Raw genomic sequence first — 21760 nt, forward strand, 5'->3', positions numbered from 1 at the left:
CGAAGAGGGCGGGACGTTCACTGGCAAACCTCGGGCGCATGGCGCCGCGAGATCGCGGAAACTTGCGCTGTTTGAAGCTGTGAATCGAAAATCAGGAAGCCTCGACCCGTACCCGCTGTCATTACCGCGCAGGCGCTGGCGCATCTACGCAGCTCTCGAAAACTGGAACAGACTCATCATCAAGGGCTAGTGAACTGCCTGCAAGAGCTGAAATATTACAGCCAATGCAAATGAGCAAATTTCACAGTCGGTCAACTCCACTGAGAAGAAACAAAAATGGTCAAGGTAACCCCAGGCCCGCGCAAGACGGCGAGTTATCGGCGTCAGCGCCTTCCAATAGGCAACTTTGCCCGTTGTTAGTGCTTGATCCTCGCCGGTTCCGATGTTCTGCTTAAAAACGCCGCTGGAGTTGCCAACTTGTCGATCTTCGTCGCTTTACACCACGTTACGCATTACACCTACGACCGTCCAATCGATCTCGGTCCGCAAACCATCCGCCTGCGCCCCGCGCCGCACACGCGTACGCCCATCCTGAGCTATTCGCTCAAGGTGACGCCTTCCAATCATTTTGTGAACTGGCAGCAGGATCCGCAAGGCAACTGGCTGGCTCGGTTCGTGTTTCCGGAAAAAGTGACCGAACTCAAGGTCGAAGTCGACTTCACGGCGCAGATGACCGTGATCAATCCGTTCGATTTTTTCGTCGAGTCTTATGCCGAAAGTTTTCCGTTCGCCTATACCGCCGATCTCGAGACCGAGCTCGCGCCATATCTCGCGACCATTGAGCCGGGACCGTTGCTCGCAAACTATCTCCAAGGCATTCCCCGGGAAGCCCCCAGCACGGTCAACTTCCTGGTCGACCTCAACGCGAAACTGCGCGATCAGATCCGCTACATCATCCGCATGGAGCCCGGCATCCAGACCCCGGAAGAGACGCTGGCGTCGGGGGCGGGATCGTGCCGCGACTCCGCGTGGCTTTTGATTCAAACCCTGCGGCACCTCGGACTCGCCGCGCGCTTCGTCTCCGGCTACCTCATTCAACTGCGTCCCGACATCGATCCGGTGGAGGGGCCGCGCGAGGTCGAAAACGATTTTACCGATCTGCACGCCTGGGCGGAAGTCTATCTTCCAGGCGCCGGCTGGATCGGGTTTGACGTCACCTCGGGCATGCTGACCGGCGAGGGCCATATCCCCGTCGCCGCGACGCCGCATTATCGCTCCGCCGCGCCGATCTCAGGCAGCGCCGGCTTTGCGGAAGTCAAGTTCGGTTTCGAAATGAACGTCAGGCGCATCCGCGAAGCGCCACGGATCACCAAACCCTTTTCAGACGATGCCTGGGCGCGCCTCGACAAGGTGGGCGAGCAGGTCGACGCCGACCTCAAGGCTGGTGACGTTCGCCTGACCATGGGTGGCGAACCGACCTTCGTCTCGATCGATGATCTCGAATCGCCGGAATGGAATATCGCCGCGGTCGGCCCGACCAAGCGCGGCCTCGCCGACGACCTGATCCGGCGGATGCGCACACGGTTCGCGCCGGGGGGGCTGCTGCATTACGGCCAGGGCAAGTGGTATCCCGGCGAAAGCCTGCCGCGCTGGGCCTTTGGACTGTACTGGCGCAAGGACGGCGTGCCGATCTGGAAGAATCCCGATCTGATCGCGACGATCCAAGGGCCGCACAAGGCCGGAGTCGCGGATGCCGAACGGTTCGCGGAAAGTGCAGCGAAAAAACTTGGCGTGGCTTCCGAGTTTATCTTGCCGGCGTTCGAAGACCCGTCGCACTGGCTGCAGAAGGAAGCCGCGTTGCCGCCGAATGTCGACCCCAGCGACTCAAAACTGTCGGATCCGGAAGAGCGCTCGCGCATGGCACGGGTGTTCGATCAGGGGCTCAACGTGCCCAAAGGTTTTGTGCTGCCGATCCAGCGCTGGAATGCCGACGCCGGCAAATCATCCACGCGCTGGAAGAGCGAGCGCTGGAAGCTGCGTCGCGGCAATTTGTTCCTGACTCCCGGTGATTCGCCGCTTGGCTTGCGGCTGCCGATTGCGTCATTGCCGCACATTTCCGCCGAGGAATATCCCTACATCGTCGAGCAGGACCCGCTTGAGCCGCGCGAGGCGCTGCCGGTTTATGATCACACCGCGATGACCGAAGGCGCCCCGGCGCAGGAAGTGCAGGAACAGCAGCTCAAGCGCGGCGGCGTGCGCACCGCGATGTCGATCGAAATACGCGACGGCATCCTGTGCGCCTTCATGCCGCCGGTGGAGCGGCTGGAGGATTATCTCGAACTGGTCACGGCGGTAGAAGCCACCGCCGAAGAGATGCAGATGCAGGTGCATGTCGAGGGTTACCCGCCGCCGTTCGATCCGCGCGTCGAAGTGATAAAGGTGACGCCCGATCCCGGCGTGATCGAAATCAACATCCAGCCGGCGCAAAGCTGGCGTGAAGCCGTCGATATCACGTTCGGGCTTTACGAAGACGCAGCGCAGGTCCGTCTCGGCGCCAACAGGTTCCTCGTCGATGGACGGCATACCGGCACGGGCGGCGGCAATCACGTGGTGGTCGGCGGCGGAACGCCTTCAGATTCACCGTTCTTGCGCCGCCCGGATCTGCTGAAGAGCCTGGTGTTGTACTGGCAGCGGCATCCGTCGCTGTCCTACATGTTTTCCGGCATGTTCATCGGGCCGACCAGCCAGGCGCCGCGCATCGACGAGGCGCGGCATGACGGCCTTTATGAACTGGAGATCGCGCTGGCGCATGTGCCATCGGCGGAAACAAAGGCTCCGCTGTGGCTGGTGGACCGATTGTTCCGGCACATCCTGGTCGATATCACCGGCAACACCCATCGCGCCGAAATCTGCATTGACAAACTCTATTCCCCGGACGGCACCAGCGGCCGGCTTGGTCTGGTCGAATTTCGCGCACTGGAGATGCCGCCCGATCCGCGGATGTCACTGGCGCAGCAGTTGTTGATTCGAGCGCTGATCGCGAAATTGTGGCGCGAGCCGCAGGATGGCAATTTCGTGCGCTGGGGCACCACGCTGCACGATCGTTTCATGCTGCCGCATTTCCTCTGGGAAGATTTTTTGGGCGTCCTCGCTGAACTCAAGGCATCCGGCTACGATTTTTCGCCGGAATGGTACGAGGCGCAGCTCGAATTTCGCTTTCCGGCGTTCGGCATGGTTCATCACGGTGGCGTAGCGCTGGAAGTCCGGCAGGCGCTGGAGCCGTGGCATGTGCTGGGCGAGGAAGGCTCCGCCGGCGGCACCGTGCGTTATGTGGATTCATCGGTCGAGCGGCTGCAGGTCAAGGCCTCCGGCTTTGTCGAAGGTCGCCATGTCGTCACCTGCAACGGCAGGCGGATGCCGATGACGCAGACCGGTCGTTCCGGCGAAGCGGTCGCCGGCGTCCGCTTCAAGGCATGGCAGCCGGCATCAGGCCTGCACCCGACCATTCCGGTGCATGCGCCACTGACCTTTGACATTGTCGATATGTGGAATGGGCGGTCGCTGGGCGGCTGCGTCTACCATGTCGCCCATCCCGGCGGACGCAGCTACGATACCAAGCCGGTCAATTCCTACGAGGCCGAGGCTCGCCGGCTGGCTCGGTTCCAGGACCACGGCCATACACCCGGCAAGATTGATCCGTCGCGCGAGGAGCGCTCTTACGAATTCCCTTTGACCCTCGACTTGCGGACGCCGCTTCGCCATTGAAATGTGCTAGAAGAATCGGATGGTGGGGCAAACCGGAAGCAGTCAGGGGAGCAAAGTCCGCCCGGGACATCGCCGCGTGGCGCAATGGACCCGCGACTACATCCGCCTGCCAGGGATTCCGGACGAATATATCGCGCAGGATGGCGCGCCCCGCGAGGTCTGGACCCGTTTTTTTGAAGCGTTTGCAGCGCTAACCCCGGCGGATATTGAACGGCGGTTTGGCGCGGCGGACCGGCATCTGCGCGAGGCCGGCGTTACTTACCGTCCACCCGGCGAAACTGCCGAAAAGCTGTGGCCGCTGAGCCACCTGCCGCTGCTGGTTGGCGAGGCGGAATGGCAGCAATTGTGCGTCGGCATCGTGCAGCGCGCGGAGTTGCTGGAACTCGTGCTGAACGATCTCTATGGCGAGGGCCGACTCGTCGCGGAAGGCGCGGTCCCGGCGGCGGCGATTGCCGGCAGCACCGAATATCTGCGCCCGGTATGCGGCATCAAGCCGCCCGGCGGGCGTTACCTCAATCTCTATGCCGCCGACATCGGCCGCGGCCCCGACGGACGCTGGTGGGTCTTGAACGATCGCACGCAAGCGCCTTCAGGGACCGGGTATGCGCTGGAGAACCGGCTGGTGTTGTCGCGCGCTTTTGCTTCTCTTTACAAATCCATGAAGGTCGAGCGGGTAGCGCCGTTCTTTGAAGCGTTTCGCGAAAGCCTGCGCGCCAGCGCCGACCGCGACGAGCCGCGCATTGGATTGCTCACTCCGGGCAGCTTCAGCGAAACTTATTTCGAGCACGCCACGCTGGCGCGCTATCTCGGATTCCTGCTGGTCGAGGGCGACGACCTCGCCGTCAGCGGTGACCGCATTCATATCCGTACTGTGGCCGGATTGAAGCGGCTCGACGTGCTGCTGCGCCGGGTGGACGCCAACTTTCTCGATCCGCTCGAACTCAACGCCTCCTCACAGCTTGGGGTGCCCGGCCTGATCGACGTAATCCGCAAGAACGGCGTCGTCGTTGCCAATATGCCGGGTTCGGGTGTCATGGAAGCGCGCGCGCTGCTGGGTTTCCTGCCCAGTCTCAGCCGGCGCTTTTTCAGCGAAGAGCTCAAGATCCCGCACATCGCAACGTGGTGGTGCGGGCAGAAATCGGCGCGCGAGCAAGTACTGTCGCAGCTCGACGATTTCGCGATCGAGGGCGCCTACGTCCGGGGCGTTCCCGGTTTTCCCGGCAACGGCCCGGTGTTGGCTTCCGAGCTTTCCGTCAATGAGCGCAATCGGCTGAAGGCAGCGATCGAACATCGCGGCATCGATTTTGTCGGACAGGAACTGGTGCGACTGTCGACGACGCCGGTGTGGGAAAATGGCCGCATCACGCCGCGGCCGTTCGTGCTGCGGGTCTTCGCGGCGGCCACGCAGGATGGCTGGACGGTGATGCCCGGTGGCTTCTGCCGGATCGCCGACCAGCTCGATGCGCGCGCGGTTTCGATGGGCGATGGCACCCGCGCGGCCGACGTTTGGGTAGTGTCCGACAAGGCGGTTTCGACCACGACGCTGCTGCCGGCCTCGGACAGCGTGCGGATCAGGCGCGTCGCCGGCGTATTGCCGAGCCGGGCCGCCGACAATCTGTTCTGGCTCGGACGTTATCTTGAACGGGCCGAAGCGACGTTGCGGCTGGTACGCGCGCTCGGCCTGCAGCGCGACCACAACCGCGCCGCGACCTCGCAGCATTCGGTGGAGCGGATCGCGCGGTTGCTGGTGACCTGGGGCGCGACGTCATCGGGCGCGCGCTCGCAGACGGCACGGATCGCAACCGAAGCGCTGCAAGCCGCCGACAAGTTTGGCTCGGCGCTGTCGCTGGTTCGCTCCGCGCTGCGAACGGCAGCTTCGCTGCGTGAACGGTTGTCGCCGGATGCCTGGCAGGTCATTACCGAGATGGCAGCGCGGCTGTCTGAGGCTGTCCACGATGACGACGGCGTGGTCAGCGCTGCCGAACTGACGCTGCGTGAGCTTGCGACGTTCTCCGGGCTTAGCCAAGAGAATATGAACCGCGCCGCCGGCTGGCGCTTTCTTGACATGGGCCGCAGAGCCGAGCGCTCCATCAACACCGCACGCTTCGCGCGGCAGTTCGCCTATGAAGAGGCTGACGAAGAAGACCTCGACATCCTGCTGACGCTGGTGGATTGCCAGATCACTTATCGTTCGCGCTATCTCATAGCGCCCCTGCTGGCCCCGGTGCGCGATCTCGTGGTCCTCGATCCCTATAATCCAAGGTCGGTCGCGTTCCAGGTCTCGGCACTGAACGATCACATCGCCAGCCTGCCGGCTTTGAAAGAGGGCGGATTGATCGAGCGTCCGCAGCGCCTTGCGGTCGCGCTGCGGGCGACACTGACCACGGGTGACGCCGCTGAACTCGATACCAAATCGTTGTTCGCGCTGGAACAGGATTTGCTTACACTCGCCGACGCCATTGGCTCGCATTATTTCCCGCACGGCGCCAGCGCGAGCCGGCCCGAGAAACTGACCGGCCTCGCGTGATCTACGAAATCCGCCATGTCACGACATACAGCTATGATAGCCCGGTCAGCTTCGCGCGCTGTTCGCTGCGGCTGGAACCGAAAAGCGGCGACGGCCAGCAACTGGTATCGCATGTCGTCGACATCAGGCCGCGGCCTGCGGATCGAACCGCACGCTCCGACTTTTTCGGAACGCACATTGAGAGCGTGCTGATCGAAACGCCGCACCGCACCTTGCGCATCGATTCCCGTTCGCGGGTCACGATATCCCGTCATGCGCCACAGCGCGCCGCCGCCAGTCCTGGATGGGAAAGCGTCCGCGAGGCGGCGTTCGAAGCCAATACATTGGGGGCCGCGTCGCCGATCGGCTACGTCTTTGCGAGTCCGCTGGTGCCGGTGCTCGATCTCGGCACCGCCTACGCTGCGGAAAGCTTTCCTTTTGGGCGCGGGATCCTGGCGGGTGCGGTCGACCTGATGCACCGCATCCGCACCGAATTCAAATACGATCCGAAAGCGACGGTGATCTCCACGCCGATGCAGGAGGTGTTCGAGAAACGTCATGGCGTGTGCCAGGATTTTGCCCATGCCATGATCGCAGGCCTCCGCGGCCTCGGGCTGCCGGCGGCTTATGTCTCAGGCTATTTGCGTACCATTCCGCCACCAGGCAAGCCGCGTCTGCAGGGTGCAGACGCCACCCATGCATGGGTTTCGGTCTGGTGCGGCGAGGAGGTCGGCTGGGTGGGGTTTGATCCGACCAACGATCTTTTGGTCGAGAACGACCACATCGTTCTCGCGGTCGGGCGGGATTTTTCCGACGTATCGCCGGTGGACGGCGTGATCGTGGGCTCGCGCAAGCAGAAGCTTGGCGTTGCAGTGGATGTGCTGCTGGTGGAATGAACGGAGGCATGATTCCGAAAAGTGTAATCTGGTTTTCAGAAAACGATCATGCCCAAGGGTGACCATGACGTCATCATTCTAGGGGCGGGTGCCGCGGGGCTGATGTGTGCCGGCATCGCGGGTAAGCGCGGCCGCTCGGTGCTGGTGCTGGAGCAGGCCAGGCATCCGGCTGAAAAAATTCGTATCTCCGGCGGCGGGCGATGCAATTTTACCAATTTGCACACGTCGGCGGCGAATTTCCTGTCCGGAAATCCCCGATTTTGCCATTCGGCGCTCAACGGATATACCCAGCATGATTTCGTCGCCCTGGTCGAGAAACACGGCATCGCATGGCACGAGAAGAGCCGCGGCCAGCTATTCTGCGATGGATCCTCGCGGCAGATCATCGACATGCTGCTGCATGAATGCCAGAGCGCGCATTTGCGTCTCGGTGTGCGCATCTCCGCGATCACTAAAAACGAGGGCGGCTTTGCCGTCGTTGCCGATCAAGGCGAGTTTCGTTGCCGATCCCTGGTAATCGCAACCGGCGGACCGTCAATTCCTAAACTCGGTGCCAGCGGATTCGGCTACAAAATCGCCGAGCAATTCGCTCTCCCGATCGTAACACCGCGCGCGGCGCTGGTGCCGCTTACCTTCGACGCGCGCCTGCTGGCGCAATTCGGCGGCCTGTCCGGCGTTTCCGTCGATTGCGTTGTGAACTGCGGCAAGACCCGTTTCGATGAGGCACTGCTGTTCACGCATCGCGGATTGAGCGGTCCGGCGATTTTGCAGATATCGTCCTACTGGCGCGAAGGCGAAGATATCGCCATCGACTTGGCCCCGGAGCGCGATGTGCTCGCGTTCCTGAAGCAGCTGCGCCGCGACCATCCCCGGCAGGAGCCGGCCACGGCGTTGAGCGGCGTTCTCCCAAGGCGGCTCGCCCAGACCATCGCGAATACCGTGGGCGGCCCGGACCGGCTGGCAGATTTTCCCGACAAGCTGCTGGTGCAGGCTACTTTGGCAGTGAAGGCCTGGCACGTCCGGCCCAGCGGGACTGAAGGCTACCGGACCGCGGAGGTGACGCTCGGCGGCGTCGACACCGCCGGGCTGTCGTCAAAGACATTCGAGGCGAAATCGGTGCCCGGACTGTATTTCATCGGCGAAGTGGTCGACGTCACCGGCCATCTTGGAGGCTTCAATTTTCAGTGGGCCTGGTCCTCCGGTCATGCAGCAGGCCGGCACGTCTAACGACACCGATGGTGAGGAGGTGGTGCTTGCGCGTCTCGGGCGCTAAATTGGCCATCCTGGCCCCCCGCGCGGACAATGTTAACGGACGGTTTCCTGTTTTATGCGAATTCTCCCGTGTGCGGCTTTATGGGCCGCTAAAACCATCCGGAGGTTGAACATGAAAGCCAGGGCATTCACACATTTTGTTTCCGCTATAGGCGCCTCGATCGTTTTTGCGGGCGTTGCCGTCGCGGCTGATGGGGCGGGCAAGGATGACGCCATAGCCATGGTGAAAAAGGCCACCGCCTTCATCAAAGACCAGGGACCCGACAAGGCCTATCCCGAAATCAGCAACAAAGCCGGCAAGTTTATCGACCGCGATCTCTACGTCGTGGTCTATCAGCTCGACGGCAAGGTGCTGGCGCACGGGTCGAACGAAAAGTTCGTTGGCAAAGATATGATCGACGCCCAGGACGTGGACGGCAAACTTTACGTCAAGGAACGAGTCGAACTCGCCAGCAAGCAGGGGTCGTTCTGGCAGGACTACAAATTCGTCAACCCCGTCAGCAAAAAAGTTGAACCCAAGCAAATGTACTGCGAGAAGCTGAACGATACCGCAGTGTGCGCGGGCATCTACAAGCTCTGACTCGCAGTCGCGACCGCTTGCGAACGCGCACCTCAAAGGGTTGATATGCTGAACTGGATAAGAAACATCGGCCTGTCCTGGAAGGTCCAGATCGCGCCGGCCTTCTTGATCGTGGTGCTGGTAGGGCTCGGCGCCTACGCTTTGCAAACCCTGCGCTTCAATCAGGCCAGCGTCGATGCGCTGATGGCAGGTCCGGTGCGGCAATCTGAACTGGCGACCGATCTCAACACCGCGGTGTGGATCGCGCACGCCAAGCTCTATCGGCTGGCGGCCACCGCGGCCAACGAGAAGGATGAAAAGAAGGTCCAGGCCGTCGCCAAGGACGCTTCCGCCGCAGCCGCGAAGATTTCGGACGTCTTGAAGGCGGTCGAGGGCAATCAGGGCGCGATCAGACAGGAAACCTTTGAGAAACTGAAAGCGGCTGTCGCAGGCTACCTGAAGCAGTCGAAAAACGCGATCGAGATGGCCGACGGCGACGCCGGATCGGCACTTATGTTCATCAAGGGCGCGGAGCGGAATTTCCTCGACATCGAGAAGCTCATCGACGAATTGATTACTGCAAGCAGCGACGGCAAAGATCGAGAGATCGCCCGCGCCGGCATCAAACTTGACCAGCAGCAAACGATGCTGACCTTGATCCTTCTTGGCGTGGCCCTAGCCGGTACCGTCGCTTCATTTGTGGTCGGGCGCAATATTTCCCGGCCGGTGACGGCGATGTCCAAGGCCATGCGCGAGCTTGCGATCGGAAATTTTGACGTGCAATTGCCGGGACTTGGGCGCAACGACGAGGTCGGCCAGATGGCCCAGGCCGTCGAGGAGTTCAAAGTGCAGGCGATTGCCAAGGCGGAACGCGAAACCTTTGAGCGTGAGGAAAAGGCGCGTGAGCTGGCAGCGGTCCGCCGCGTCGAGCTGCACAATCTGGCAGACAGTTTTGAGACCGCCGTCGGCAATATCATCGAGAACGTCAGTTCGGCCTCGAACGAACTGGAAAACTCCGCCATGGTCCTGACCCGGAGCAGCGCGGCGACCCAGCAACTCTCGGGCGTGGTGGCGGCGGCATCAGAAGAAACCTCGGCCAACGTGCAGTCAGTGGCCTCCGCGACCGAGGAAATGACCACATCCATCAATGAGATCGGCCGCCAAGTGCTGGATTCCAACCGTATTGCCACCGAGGCGGTGGATCAGGCGGAGAAGACCGATGCGCGCATTGCGGATTTGTCGCTTGCCGCCAATCGGATCGGCGACGTCACCAAGCTGATCACCACCATCGCCGAGCAGACCAATCTATTGGCTCTTAACGCCACCATCGAAGCCGCCCGCGCCGGCGAAGCAGGGCGGGGCTTTGCGGTGGTGGCTCAGGAGGTTAAGGCGCTGGCTTCGCAGACCGCGAAGGCGACCGACGAAATCTCCAGGCAAATCGCCGGGATGCAGGCGGCGACGCGGGAATCGGTGGTCGCAATCAAGGAAATCAGCGGCACCATCGGCAAGGTGTCGGAAATCGCCGCGACCATCGCAGCCGCCATCGAGCAACAGGGGGCGGCTACCCAGGAAATCGCCCGCAGCGTGCAGCAGGCGGCGATCGGCACCACGCAGGTCGCAACCTCGATTGCCGATGTCAACCGCGGTGCGGGTGACACCGGCTCGGCGTCGTCGCAGGTACTGTCGTCGGCACAACTGCTGTCGAATGAGAACAAGCGCCTCAAGGCCGAGGTCATCAAGTTCCTGGCGACGGTGCGAGCTGCTTAGACGTCTCAAACAGGCATTCTCCTTCGTCATGGCCAGGCGTGTCCCGGCCATCCGCATCTTTGCCGGTCAGTACGTAGGGCGGCTAGCGCAGGCGCAATCCACCATTTCATTTCCAGTTTTCCCGCGGCGGGTTACGCTGCGCTAATCCGCCTACGAGGTTAGTGCTGTCATGATCTACCGCCACGTCATCGGTGCGCACTCATATGTCTTCGATGACCTGCGCGATCTGCTGGCCAAGGCCACGCCGTCTCGCTCCGGTGATCGGCTGGCGGGTATTGCCGCGGACACGGCGGAGCAAATGATCGCGGCGCGAATGGCGCTGGCGGATGTCCCCCTCCGGCAATTCCTGCACGAAACCGTGGTGGCTTACGAAGACGACGAGGTCACGCGGCTGATCATCGACAGCCACGACACGGCGGCCTTTGCCGCAATTTCCGCGCTGACGGTCGGTGCCTTCCGCGACTGGCTGCTGTCGGACGCGGCGACATCGACTGCGCTGGCACAGGTTGCTCGGGGCATAACCCCGGAAATGGCGGCAGCGGTCTCAAAACTGATGCGCAACCAGGACCTGATTCTAGTCGCGAAGAGATGCGATGTCATCGCGCGCTTTCGTAACACCATCGGCCTGCGCGGGCGCATGAGTGTGCGGCTGCAACCCAATCATCCGTTTGACGACGCCAAGGGAATCATCGCGTCCATTCTCGACGGCATCATGCTCGGATCGGGCGATGCCTGCATCGGGATCAATCCGGCCAGCGACGATCCGCGGGTATTGGGAGGACTGGTGCGGTTGCTTGACGACATTATTTCGCGGCTTCAGATTCCGACCCAAGGCTGCGTGCTGGCGCATGTTACGACAACGCTTGAGTTGATCAATCAGGGTCTTCCCGTCGATCTGGTGTTCCAGTCCGTCGCCGGGACTGAGATCGCCAACAACAGCTTCGGAATCGACCTCGCGCTCTTGAAAGAAGCGCGCGAAGCCGGACTGTCGCTGCGCCGCGGCACGGTCGGCAGCAATGTGATGTACTTCGAAACCGGGCAGGGCTCGGCGCTATCGGCCAACGCCCATCACAGCGTCGATCAGCAGACCCTTGAAGCCCGGGCTTACGGCGTCGCCCGTGCCTTCGATCCGCTGCTGGTCAATAGCGTGGTGGGCTTCATCGGCCCGGAATATCTTTATGACGGCAAGGAAATCATCCGCGCCGGGCTGGAGGACCATTTCTGCGGCAAGCTGCTTGGCCTGCCGCTCGGCGTCGATGTCTGTTATACCAACCATGCTGAAGCCGATCAGGATGACATGGACAATCTGCTGACGCTGCTTGCGGCGGCCGGCGTCACCTTCATCATGGGTGTGCCCGGCGCCGACGATGTCATGCTGAATTACCAGTCCAGTTCGTTTCACGATGCGCTTTATGTCCGCGACCTGTTCGGCCTGAAGCGGGCGCCTGAATTTGACGAATGGTTGTTCCGCACAGGCCTCGCGGGGGCCGATTTCCGGCTGGTGGGAGGCGAGGGGCTGCTGCCCGATTTTGCATTGCCGTTGATTGCCTGACGCTGCCACAATGTTGAGGAATTTGTAGCCCAGCCTCCGCTGTCGTGCTTAGAATGCTTCTGGTGGCATGGGAACTTCGATGAGAGCTGAGGGCATAGAGACTGTACGGCGCATCCTGTGCGTCTTTCCGCGCTATACGCCGTCATTCGGCACCTTCGAATATGCCTATCCCTTAGCAGGCGTGCAGGCCTTCATGCCGCCGCAGGGCATTTTGCTGATCGCGGCCTACATGCCGGCGCACTGGCCGGTGCGCTTCGTCGACGAAAACATCCGCCTGGCGACGCAGGAAGACTTCGAATGGGCCGAGGCCGTGTTCGTCAGCGGCATGCACATCCAGCGCCAGCAGATGAATGATATCTGTCGTCGCGCCCATGCCTTCGATCTGGCTGTGGCGATCGGCGGGCCGTCGGTTTCAGCATGCCCGGACTACTATCCCTCGTTCGACTATCTGCATGTCGGCGAACTCGGCGACGCCACCGACGACCTGATCGCGCGGCTTGCGCGGGATCCGTCGCGGCCGGAACATCAGGTGGTGCTGAAAACCGCCGACCGGCTCGATATGACCAAATTTCCGATTCCGGCCTACGAACTCGCCGAGATCAAACGTTATTTTCTGGGCAGCATTCAATATTCCAGCGGCTGTCCCTATCAGTGCGAGTTCTGCGACATTCCTGGGCTGTACGGACGCAATCCGCGCCTGAAAACGCCGCAGCAGATCACTGCGGAACTTGACAAACTGCTCGAATGCGGAATTGGCGGCTCGGTCTACTTCGTCGATGACAATTTCATCGGCAACCGCAAGGCCGCGCTCGACCTGCTGCCGCATCTGATCGAATGGCAGAAGAGTACCGGCTTTGTGCTTCGCTTCTCCTGCGAAGCGACGCTCAACATCGCCAAGCGCCCTGAAATCCTGTCGCAAATGCGTGAGGCCTTCTTCGCCACCATCTTCTGCGGCATCGAGACGCCCGACCCGGTCGCGCTGAAGGCGATGAAGAAAGACCACAACATGATGGTTCCCATCATGGAAGCCATTCATACCCTCAACAATTACGGCATGGAGGTCGTGTCCGGCATCATTTTGGGCCTAGACACCGACAAGCCAGAATCCGGGCAGCATCTGCTCGAATTCATCGATGCATCGCAAATTCCGCTGCTGACCATCAATCTTTTGCAAGCGCTGCCGCAAACGCCGCTGTGGGACCGGCTGCAAAAGGAAGGCCGCCTGATCGAGGACGAAGGCCGCGATTCCAACGTGGATTTCCGGTTACCCTACGACGACGTGGTGACGACGTGGCGCGCCTGCATGGGCAGCGCCTACGAACCGGAAAAACTGCTGGAGCGCTACGAGTATCAGATCCGCGAAACCTATCCGAAGCGGATCCATGTACGTACGCCGCAACAGGCGACGTGGGCGAACGTCAAACTCGGCCTGACCATGCTGCGCAACATCTTCTGGAAGGTCGGCGTGCTCGGCGACTACAAATGGCAGTTCTGGAAATTCGCGCTGCGGCGGCTGGCGCGCGGCCAGATCGAATATCTCATCAGTTCGATCCTCGTTGCGCACCACCTGATCATGTTCGCGCGCGATGCCTCCAGCGGTCAGCAGAACGCGTCAAATTATTCGATACGGCTGCGCGAGGCATCGGTTCCTGCCGAATAACAGCCCTTGAAAACGCCCCCGCCATCCCCAGGGTTGCGCGATCTGCGGCATCTGACCCCGGCGCGGGTCGGGCTGGGCCGTTCCGGCGCCAGCCTGCCGACGTCCGCACTGCTTGCGTTCATGCTTGATCACGCCCGCGCCCGTGACGCCGTTCATGCCGGCTTCGATATTTCGGCCATCATTGCCGGCCTCGACGCGCTGGGCTTGCAGACATTGCGGGTTTCGAGCCGCGCACGAAGCCGCAAGGATTATCTGCGGCGCCCCGATCTTGGACGCAAGCTCGACGCGGCCTCGCAGGGTCTGTTGGCGGACGGTTCGCGCGTTCCATGCGATCTTGCCATCGTCATCGGCGATGGCTTGTCGCCGTCGGCGGTCACCGTGCAGGCGGTCGAACTGGTACGCGCTCTTGTCTCGCGGTTAGCTATCGGCAAAATCCAACTCGGCCCCGTCATTGTCGCCTCCGGTGCGCGGGTCGCTTTGAGCGATGAGATCGGCGCGCTGCTTGGCGCACGCATGGCCGTAATGTTGATCGGCGAACGGCCGGGCCTGTCCGCTCCCCACAGCGTAGGGGCCTATCTGACTTTCGCGCCCCGAACCGGCCGTATGGATGCCGAACGCAACTGCGTCTCCAATATCCATTCGTCGGGGCTGAGCCATGACGAGGCCGCCTTCAAGATCGCCTGGCTGATCCGGGAAGGGCTGGCTCGGCAAGTGACCGGTGTCGCGCTGAAGGATGAAAGCAGCGGTCAGGCTCGTATCGAGCCGGCATGAACCAAATCAAGCTCCAAAGCCGTCGAGTGCACCAGATTGCTGCTGCCTCGCACTTGCGAGATGTCACCTAGACCTGCTACACACCCGTCGCGGCGATTTAATGCATGTTTTCAAGGGCTAGCGCCCGATCCGGCGCGGCTTTCAGCCTCATTCACGCCCCGGAACCAGGGTACAGGCTGAGTCGACGTAAGAATTGGATAAGGCATGCTCGAAAAGAACAGCGACAGTGAGGTCCACGTCGAACAAGCCGAAAAAATAGAACGGCGGCCGACGGACAGCATCGCTTTCGGGCTCGAGCGGATCGGACTAATCGCGGTTCAGGCGCCGATTCTGTCCTGCATCATTCTCGGCGTGCTTTTCATTGCGGCGATTTTCGGCATTGAACGCATCAAGATAGACGATTCGCTGAGCCAGCTGTTCCGCTCCAATTCTAAGGAATACCGGCAATACGAAGCGGTCACCAAGCGCTTCCCCGCGACCGAATTCGACGTCCTGGTCGTAGTCGAGGGCAAAACGCTGCTGGCCCGCGACAATCTGGAAAAGGTGCGCGATCTGGTCACTGACCTGCAGCTTGTCGAGGGTACTCGCGGCCTGATCTCGCTGTTTTCCGCCCGGCAGGCGCCGGCGCCAGGCAAGCTGCCGGCTGCGTTGTTTCCACAGGACCTGCCCCAGGGCGCCGAGTACGACAAATTCATCGAGACCGTCAAAACCAACGAGATCATCCGCGGCAAATTGCTGTCCGAAGATGGCACGTTGGCGCTGATCGTGCTGTCGCTCGAGCCCGACGTCGTTTCCAGCAGCAAGCTCAGCAAAACGATCGGCGAGATCCGCAAGCTGATGGCGGACGATCTCAAGGGCAGCAATCTCAACGCCGAATTATCCGGCGTGCCTGTGATGCAGCTCGAAATCCGCAATGCGGTCAAGCGCGACGGGCTGACCTACAATATCCTCGGCATTCTCGCCGGCTGCATCATCGCAATCATCTTCTTCCGCAAGATATCGTTCATGGTCGTGGCGGCCTTTCCGCCGATCATCGCGATCGTGCTGGCGCTGGGCGGGCTTGGCTGGGCCAATTTCAACCTCAACATGTTCCTGAACGTGATGACGCCGCTGATCATGGTGATCAGCTTTTCGGACTCGATGCAGCTGACTTTTGCCGCGCGAGACCGCCTGATCGCCGGGCAGGACAAATATACCGCGTTCAAGAACGCCGTGCTCGTGGTCGGACCGGCCTGCGTGCTCACGCACGGCACCGCCGGCATATCGTTCATTGCCCTGCAATTCTCCGACTCCGACCTGATCCGCAAATTCGGCGAGGCGGGGCTCGCCGCCACCATCATCGCGCTGATCGCGGTGTTGTCGCTGGTGCCGGTGTTCGGCGTCCTGTTCGTGCGCAACGAAAAGGTTTTCGCGGTGAAGTTTCAAAGCGCCGATGCCGGCGTGCAGGCGCTGCGCAATTTCTGTTACTGGATAGCGGTGCGGATGGTCGGCCGCCCTGGCCTGTTCAGCCTGCTTGCGCTGCTGTTCGTCGGCGGGCTCGGTGTCATCTACGCGAACCTCGAGCCGCGCTACCGGCTGGCCGATCAGGTGCCTGACAAGCAGCAGGCGGTGGCCGCAAGCGGACGTCTCGACGCCAAGCTCACCGGCGCCAATCCGATCGACGTGCTGATCGAGTTTCCCAAGGACGCCTCGCTCTATTCGCCGGAGACGCTGCAGACCATCGCCGATGCGCATTCGCTGGTCGAGAAACAGGCCGGCGTCGGCAATGTCTGGTCGCTGGAGACACTGCGGCGCTGGCTCGCCGAGAAAGCCGGAAGTTCCGATGTCGCGACCCTGAAGGCGTATGTCAACGTCATTCCCGAGCATCTGGTGCGGCGTTTCATCTCCGCCGATCAGGACGCGGTGGTGGTGTCGGGCCGGGTGCCGGATCTCGATTCCAGCGATATTCTTCCAGTCGTCGAAAAGCTCGACCGCGGGCTCGACACCGTGCGCAAGGCACATCCGGGCTACGAAATCGCGGTCACCGGTCTTTCGGCGATTGCCGCGCGCAACAGCGCCAACATGATCCAGAAGCTCAATCGTGGCCTCACCATCGAATTTGCGCTGGTCGCCATCTTTATCGGACTCGCGTTTCGTTCGATGGTCGTGATGTTGTCGTGTATTCTGCCGGGGATTTTCCCGGTGGTATTGTCCGGCACCGTGCTGTGGTTACTCGGGGAAGGATTGCAGTTCGCAAGCGTCGTCGCGCTTACCGTGTCGTTCGGGCTGGGCTTAAGCGCCACGATCCACTTCCTCAACCGGCTAAGGCTTGAAATGACGCCGGGCGTCAGTCCGGAACTGGCGGTGGAGCGGGCGACCGTGCTGGTCGGGCCGGCGCTGATCCTGACCACCGTGGTGCTGGCCTGCGGCCTGGTGGTGACGGTATTTTCCGATCTGCCGTCGCTGCGGCTGTTCGGCTGGCTCAGCGCGTTCGCGATGGTCGCGGCATTGGTTGCGGACCTGTTTATCCTGCGGCCGACGGCAATGTTCCTGATCAACCTGTCGCAAAAACTTCGCGGGACTGCGGGTCACGCGAAGCCTGCGGAATAGTCCGGCGCAAACGCTCTCGGGTCATCCGGATGCGCCCTTGAGCGCAGACCCGGAATAACCATGACAATCGCATCAGCCCTTTGTCATCGTGATGTTGACGCCTCTGATTTCCCCTTTGGAGCTGATTTGAACTGTCTGCTTGTTGCCGGTGGTACGAAGCGTCAAGTTGGCGGCAAATCCCGATGCCTCGACAAACACCTCGATCTGTCCGCCGCCAGCCGTACCCTGCAGATTGCCGAAGATATTGCGGCTCGCCTCGCTCCAATTGCCCGAGATACGGTCGCCATAACTGGTGACATCGCTGCTCAGGTCGAATTTGTAGCTGTCGCTGGCGCAATGAAGGTTTTGCTTCAGGCCAAGCCCGGTATTGTTGACCTTGTAACTGGCCTTGCAGCGGATGCGCTCGGTCGTTCCGTCGGATAGGGAAACCGTGCCGTTGCCGGACCATGATCCATCGAAACCGGCAAATGGCGCTGCCGGCTGGGCCTGGCTTGCCGACGCCGACAGCATCAATGCGGCGCCGACGCTGGCAATTTTTATGGTCCGCCCCAGAATTTTGGAACCAAACACTTTCATATCGAGCTTTCCCGTTAAAATGACGTCTCACCAAGATACGTCGCGCCGCATCAAAGTTTTAGTGTCGCAGATTTGCATCTGGTTCAACCAGGTCGTGGTGGTCGAGCACCCGCTGTTCTGCCGACCGCAGGGACCGCTATAAAACATACCGATCGGCCGATGCTAGCGAAGGGATTTACTGCTGCGAGAATTTCGATACCGCCCAGGCTTGGTGTAATCATAATAATGATATATATCAATGCGTTATTGCTGCTATTGAAGCGAATCGTCGCGCGGCATGCGGCCGGTGTGAGTCCGACGTAAATTTAGCCGCAATTGGAAGCGCCTTTGGATATCCGAACCATCCTCGAAGCCGCGCGTTTGAAGTGAACAATCCCACCTGAGGTACATCAAGCGACGCGTGGGCTGCGCGGTCCTCCTTGGTGTGCTAGGCGCTCGAATCACAATTCTCTTGTCAGAACGAAGGAATCCAATGCGAAAATTTTTCTTTGCCCTCATGCTGCTGTCTGCATCGATTTCGACTGGTGCCATCGCGCAACAGCGTGGCGGCACGCCAGATGAACAGAAGGCTTGCTCGCGCGATGTTTCGCGTTTTTGCCGCTCCCTGATGGATCAGGGTGATTTCACCATTCTGGCGTGCTTGCAGCAAAATCGTGCGAAGTTGACGAAGGGTTGCATTCAGGTGCTAACCAATCACGGGCAGTAACTTCTTCAATAACATTGAACGCTGGCTTTCACGCCTAGGTTTTCTGCCTGACTGGATGCCGTGCTCTCCGAAGCCATGAGATAGCATTGGTTTTGCCCGCGAATTTCCCATATATGGGGGTCCGCGAGCGATCCCGGCTGCCACTGTTCCATTGGAACATCCGGGGAACGGCCATGTCCAACAGTCAAGTACAATCGATCCGATGACCACCGCGCGTGAACTGCGATCCGGCAAGACCCATCGCGATGAAAATTTTCCGGTCGCGTCATGGATCATCCATCCTCGTCACCGGGCGCTAATTCTTGCGTTCTACAATTTCGTCAGGAGCGCCGATGATATCGCCGATCATGGGTCGCTGGACAATCAGGCCAAGCTCGGATTGCTGGACGAGCTTGAGGCAAATCTGCTCGGACAGGGGGACCGTCAACACGAGGCGGTGGTCTTGCGTGATGCCCTTTCGGCGCGTGGCTTACCGCCGCGTCACGCCCGGGACCTGCTGACGGCGTTTAGAATGGACGTCACCAAGCTTCGCTACGAGGACTGGGACGACCTGATCCATTACTGTTCCTATTCGGCAATGCCGGTCGGACGTTTCGTGCTTGACGTTCACGGCGAGAGCACCGCGACCTGGCCTGCATCGGATGCCATATGTGCAGCGCTGCAGATCAACAATCATTTGCAGGATTGCGGCAAGGATTTCCGGGAACTCAACCGCGTCTACATTCCCCGCGATGTGATGGCCCGGCATGGTGCATCCGCCGAAGAACTTGGAGCCTCGCGCGCCTCAGGGACGTTGCTGTCATGCCTTCACGAGCTTGCAAGCAGAAACGCGGCGCTGCTATATGAAGGCTGCTCATTGGAACTGCAGGTCGCCGATGCACGATTGGCCTGCGAGATCGCCGTGATCCAGACCTACGCGCGCCAGATCGTACAACTTCTGAAGGTGCGCGATCCCCTCAGCGAACGTGTCCACCTCAGCAAGGCCGCGATGGCCGGCTTCAGCCTGAGCGGCATTGCAGGCGCGATCTGGCGTCGCGCGACGGGCAGCCTTGCGATGTCCAGACCGACGCCGGGCGCATGAACCAGCCAATGACAAGCCAGCCTGCAGCCTTCGAGAGGTCAGCATCGGGAAGTTCGTTCTACGCGGCGATGCGTATTCTGCCGCACGCGCAGCGCGACGCGATGTTTCAGATCTACAGCTTCTGCCGGCAGGTCGACGACATTGCCGATTCCGACGGCCCACGGCCGGAGCGGCTGGCCGCGCTTCAGCAGTGGCGTGACGATATCGGGGCGCTGTATCAGGGCCATCCGCCGGCCAGGCTGCGGGATTACGCCGCATCGGTCCAGAAGTTCGGCCTGCAGCGCGAGGATTTTCTAGCCATCGTCGACGGCATGGAGATGGACGTACCCGCGGATATCCGGGCGCCGGATTTTGCAACCCTCGACCTCTACTGCGACCGCGTCGCCAGTGCGGTAGGGCGCCTGTCGGTACGGGTGTTTGGTCTCGCACAAGACGACGGCATTCTGCTCGCCCATCATCTGGGGCGCGCGTTGCAGCTCACAAATATCCTGCGCGACCTCGACGAGGATGCCGGCATCGGCCGTCTGTATCTTCCGCGCGAAGGTTTGCTGCACGCCGGCATCACCAGCTGCGATCCGCAGAAAGTAATCGCGAATCCCGCATTGCCCAAAGTCTGCTTGCCGCTGGCGGCGCGCGCGCGGGCACATTTTGTCAAAGCGGACGAGGTGATGGACCGCAATGCGCGGCGCGTGGTGCGCGCGCCACGCATCATGTCCAAATACTACCAAGCGATTCTGGAACTGCTTGTCGACCGCGGGTTCTCGCCGCCGCGCGAGCCGGTTCGCCTCAACAGGGCCGCGCGCATCGTCATTCTCCTTCGCTACGCTTTCATCTGATGCAGAGAAACGTCCACGTCATCGGTGCGGGAATTTCGGGCCTGTCGGCAGCCGTCCGGCTGGCCAGCGCAGGATACAGGGTGCAGGTCCACGAAGCGACCCAGCAGGCCGGCGGACGCTGCCGCTCCTACTTCGACGCGGCGACCAATCTCACCATCGATAATGGCAACCATCTGCTGCTGTCAGGCAATCGCCACGCCCTGGCTTACGCAAGGTCGATCGGCACCGAAGCCGGCTTGGTCGGGCCTAAAAGCGCGCAATTTCCATTCGTCGACCTTGCTTCGGGCCAACGATGGCAGCTTGATCTTGGCGACGGCCGGCTGCCGCTGTGGGTATTGGACGGCAACCGCCGCGTGCCGGCCACCGGATTGTCGGATTATCTCGCGCTGGCGCCTTTGATATGGTCGCGACAGAGCCGGTTGGTCGGCGACACCATTCGCTGCGAAGGAACGCTGTACCGGCGACTGGTGCAGCCACTGCTGCTGGCGGCGCTTAATGTCGATCCGCCGGAGGGGTCCGCCGGACTGGCCGGGGCCGTGGTGCGCGAAACGTTGCTGTCCGGCGGTCGGGCTTGCCGGCCCTTGATCGCGCGCGACGGTTTAAGCGCGGTCCTGGTCGAGCCGGCGATCAAGCTGTTGCAGGACAAGGGCGCGTCGGTCCGGTTTGGACATGAACTGCGCGAATTCGCGCTGTCGGGAAACAACGTCAGGGAATTGAAGTTCGGCGACGCCACCGTGGCGGTCGGCCCCGGCGAAGCCGTCGTGATGGCGGTGCCGCCGCGGGCCGCCGCTGCGTTGTTGCCGGGGCTGAAAACTCCCTCGAAATTCCGCGCCATCGTCAACGCACATTTCCGGTTCGAGCCGCCCAGCGATCAACCTCCGATCCTGGGCGTCGTTGGCGGGCTGGTGGAGTGGCTGTTCGCTTTTCCGCAACGGCTGTCGGTGACCGTCAGCAATGCAGATCGGCTGGTGGAACTGCCGCGCGAAGAACTCGCGCGGGCGATCTGGCGGGATATCTGCAAGGCGGCGGGCATCCAGGGTGATCTGCCGCCGTGGCAAATCGTGCGTGAGCGGCGCGCGACCTTTGAAGCCACGCCGGAACAAAACGCGCTGCGGCCAGGTCCCGTCACCACATACAAAAACCTGTTCCTGGCCGGCGACTGGACTGATACCGGATTGCCGGCAACCATCGAGGGATCGGTGCGGTCCGGCGACCGGGCTGCTGACCTCGTGATGGCCATGCATTAAGAATCTGGATCGAGCACTGCAAGCCCAACACTGATAG

General features: G+C 61.3%; 16 protein-coding genes. 15 read left to right on the forward strand and 1 reads right to left on the reverse strand.

Translation table 11 applies throughout. From position 1 onward, the window contains the following. The 11 genes from ACFE72_RS14445 to ACFE72_RS14495 form a co-directional block, all read left to right on the forward strand. Positions 1-190, forward strand: a 190-nt coding sequence (locus tag ACFE72_RS14445) for a hypothetical protein (protein WP_375413791.1), incomplete at its 5' end; no start/stop codon positions are given. Between the two features lie 227 nt (positions 191-417). Continuing rightward, positions 418-3705 (forward strand): DUF2126 domain-containing protein, encoded by a 3288-nt coding sequence (locus tag ACFE72_RS14450; RefSeq protein ID WP_375413792.1) that lies wholly within the window; start codon positions 418-420, stop codon positions 3703-3705. A 19-nt stretch (positions 3706-3724) separates the two neighbouring features. Then, on the forward strand, positions 3725-6232 hold the full coding sequence (locus ACFE72_RS14455) for a circularly permuted type 2 ATP-grasp protein (RefSeq protein ID WP_375413793.1): 2508 nt from the start codon (positions 3725-3727) through the stop codon (positions 6230-6232). Further along, positions 6229-7107 (forward strand): transglutaminase N-terminal domain-containing protein, encoded by an 879-nt coding sequence (locus tag ACFE72_RS14460; RefSeq protein WP_375413794.1) that lies wholly within the window; start codon positions 6229-6231, stop codon positions 7105-7107. Before ACFE72_RS14455 ends, ACFE72_RS14460 begins: the two co-directional genes overlap by 4 nt. 48 nt (positions 7108-7155) lie before the next feature. Then, positions 7156-8334: an NAD(P)/FAD-dependent oxidoreductase gene (locus ACFE72_RS14465; protein WP_375413795.1), complete on the forward strand. Its 1179-nt coding sequence runs from the start codon at positions 7156-7158 to the stop codon at positions 8332-8334. A 157-nt stretch (positions 8335-8491) separates the two neighbouring features. Continuing rightward, entirely contained in the window at positions 8492-8959 is a 468-nt protein-coding gene (locus ACFE72_RS14470; RefSeq protein WP_375413796.1) for a cache domain-containing protein, read from the forward strand. A gap of 45 nt (positions 8960-9004) precedes the next feature. Further along, positions 9005-10705: a methyl-accepting chemotaxis protein gene (locus tag ACFE72_RS14475; RefSeq protein WP_375413797.1), complete on the forward strand. Its 1701-nt coding sequence runs from the start codon at positions 9005-9007 to the stop codon at positions 10703-10705. Positions 10706-10874: 169 nt separating this feature from the next. After that, on the forward strand, positions 10875-12257 hold the full coding sequence (locus tag ACFE72_RS14480) for an ethanolamine ammonia-lyase subunit EutB (RefSeq protein WP_375413798.1): 1383 nt from the start codon (positions 10875-10877) through the stop codon (positions 12255-12257). A 79-nt stretch (positions 12258-12336) separates the two neighbouring features. Next, complete coding sequence (locus ACFE72_RS14485; protein ID WP_375413799.1) at positions 12337-13917, forward strand: B12-binding domain-containing radical SAM protein; 1581 nt, start codon at positions 12337-12339, stop codon at positions 13915-13917. A 6-nt stretch (positions 13918-13923) separates the two neighbouring features. Beyond that, a complete protein-coding gene (eutC, locus tag ACFE72_RS14490) occupies positions 13924-14688 on the forward strand; it encodes an ethanolamine ammonia-lyase subunit EutC (RefSeq protein ID WP_375413800.1) in 765 nt (254 codons plus the stop codon). Between the two features lie 204 nt (positions 14689-14892). Then, entirely contained in the window at positions 14893-17277 is a 2385-nt protein-coding gene (locus tag ACFE72_RS14495; RefSeq protein ID WP_375413801.1) for an RND family transporter, read from the forward strand. A 72-nt stretch (positions 17278-17349) separates the two neighbouring features. Here the strand turns inward: ACFE72_RS14495 and ACFE72_RS14500 are convergent, their stop codons facing one another. After that, complete coding sequence (locus ACFE72_RS14500; protein WP_375413802.1) at positions 17350-17853, reverse strand: hypothetical protein; 504 nt, start codon at positions 17851-17853, stop codon at positions 17350-17352. Positions 17854-18325: 472 nt separating this feature from the next. On the opposite strand from ACFE72_RS14500, the gene ACFE72_RS14505 reads away from it, so the two are divergent. From ACFE72_RS14505 to hpnE, 4 genes are all read left to right on the forward strand, one after another. Then, the gene (locus ACFE72_RS14505; protein ID WP_375413803.1) at positions 18326-18559 is read left to right on the forward strand and encodes a hypothetical protein; all 234 of its coding nucleotides are present in this window, start codon (positions 18326-18328) and stop codon (positions 18557-18559) included. 202 nt (positions 18560-18761) lie between these two features. After that, entirely contained in the window at positions 18762-19640 is an 879-nt protein-coding gene (gene hpnC / locus ACFE72_RS14510) for a squalene synthase HpnC (RefSeq protein WP_375413804.1), read from the forward strand. Continuing rightward, a complete protein-coding gene (hpnD, locus tag ACFE72_RS14515; RefSeq protein WP_375413805.1) occupies positions 19637-20476 on the forward strand; it encodes a presqualene diphosphate synthase HpnD in 840 nt (279 codons plus the stop codon). Before hpnC ends, hpnD begins: the two co-directional genes overlap by 4 nt. Next, positions 20476-21723, forward strand: a complete 1248-nt coding sequence (hpnE, locus tag ACFE72_RS14520) for a hydroxysqualene dehydroxylase HpnE (RefSeq protein WP_375413806.1) — start codon at positions 20476-20478, stop codon at positions 21721-21723. Before hpnD ends, hpnE begins: the two co-directional genes overlap by 1 nt. Positions 21724-21760: the final 37 nt, after the last annotated feature.

The organism is uncultured Bradyrhizobium sp., assembly GCF_964252615.1.
Taxonomy (GTDB): Bacteria; Pseudomonadota; Alphaproteobacteria; order Rhizobiales; family Xanthobacteraceae; genus Bradyrhizobium.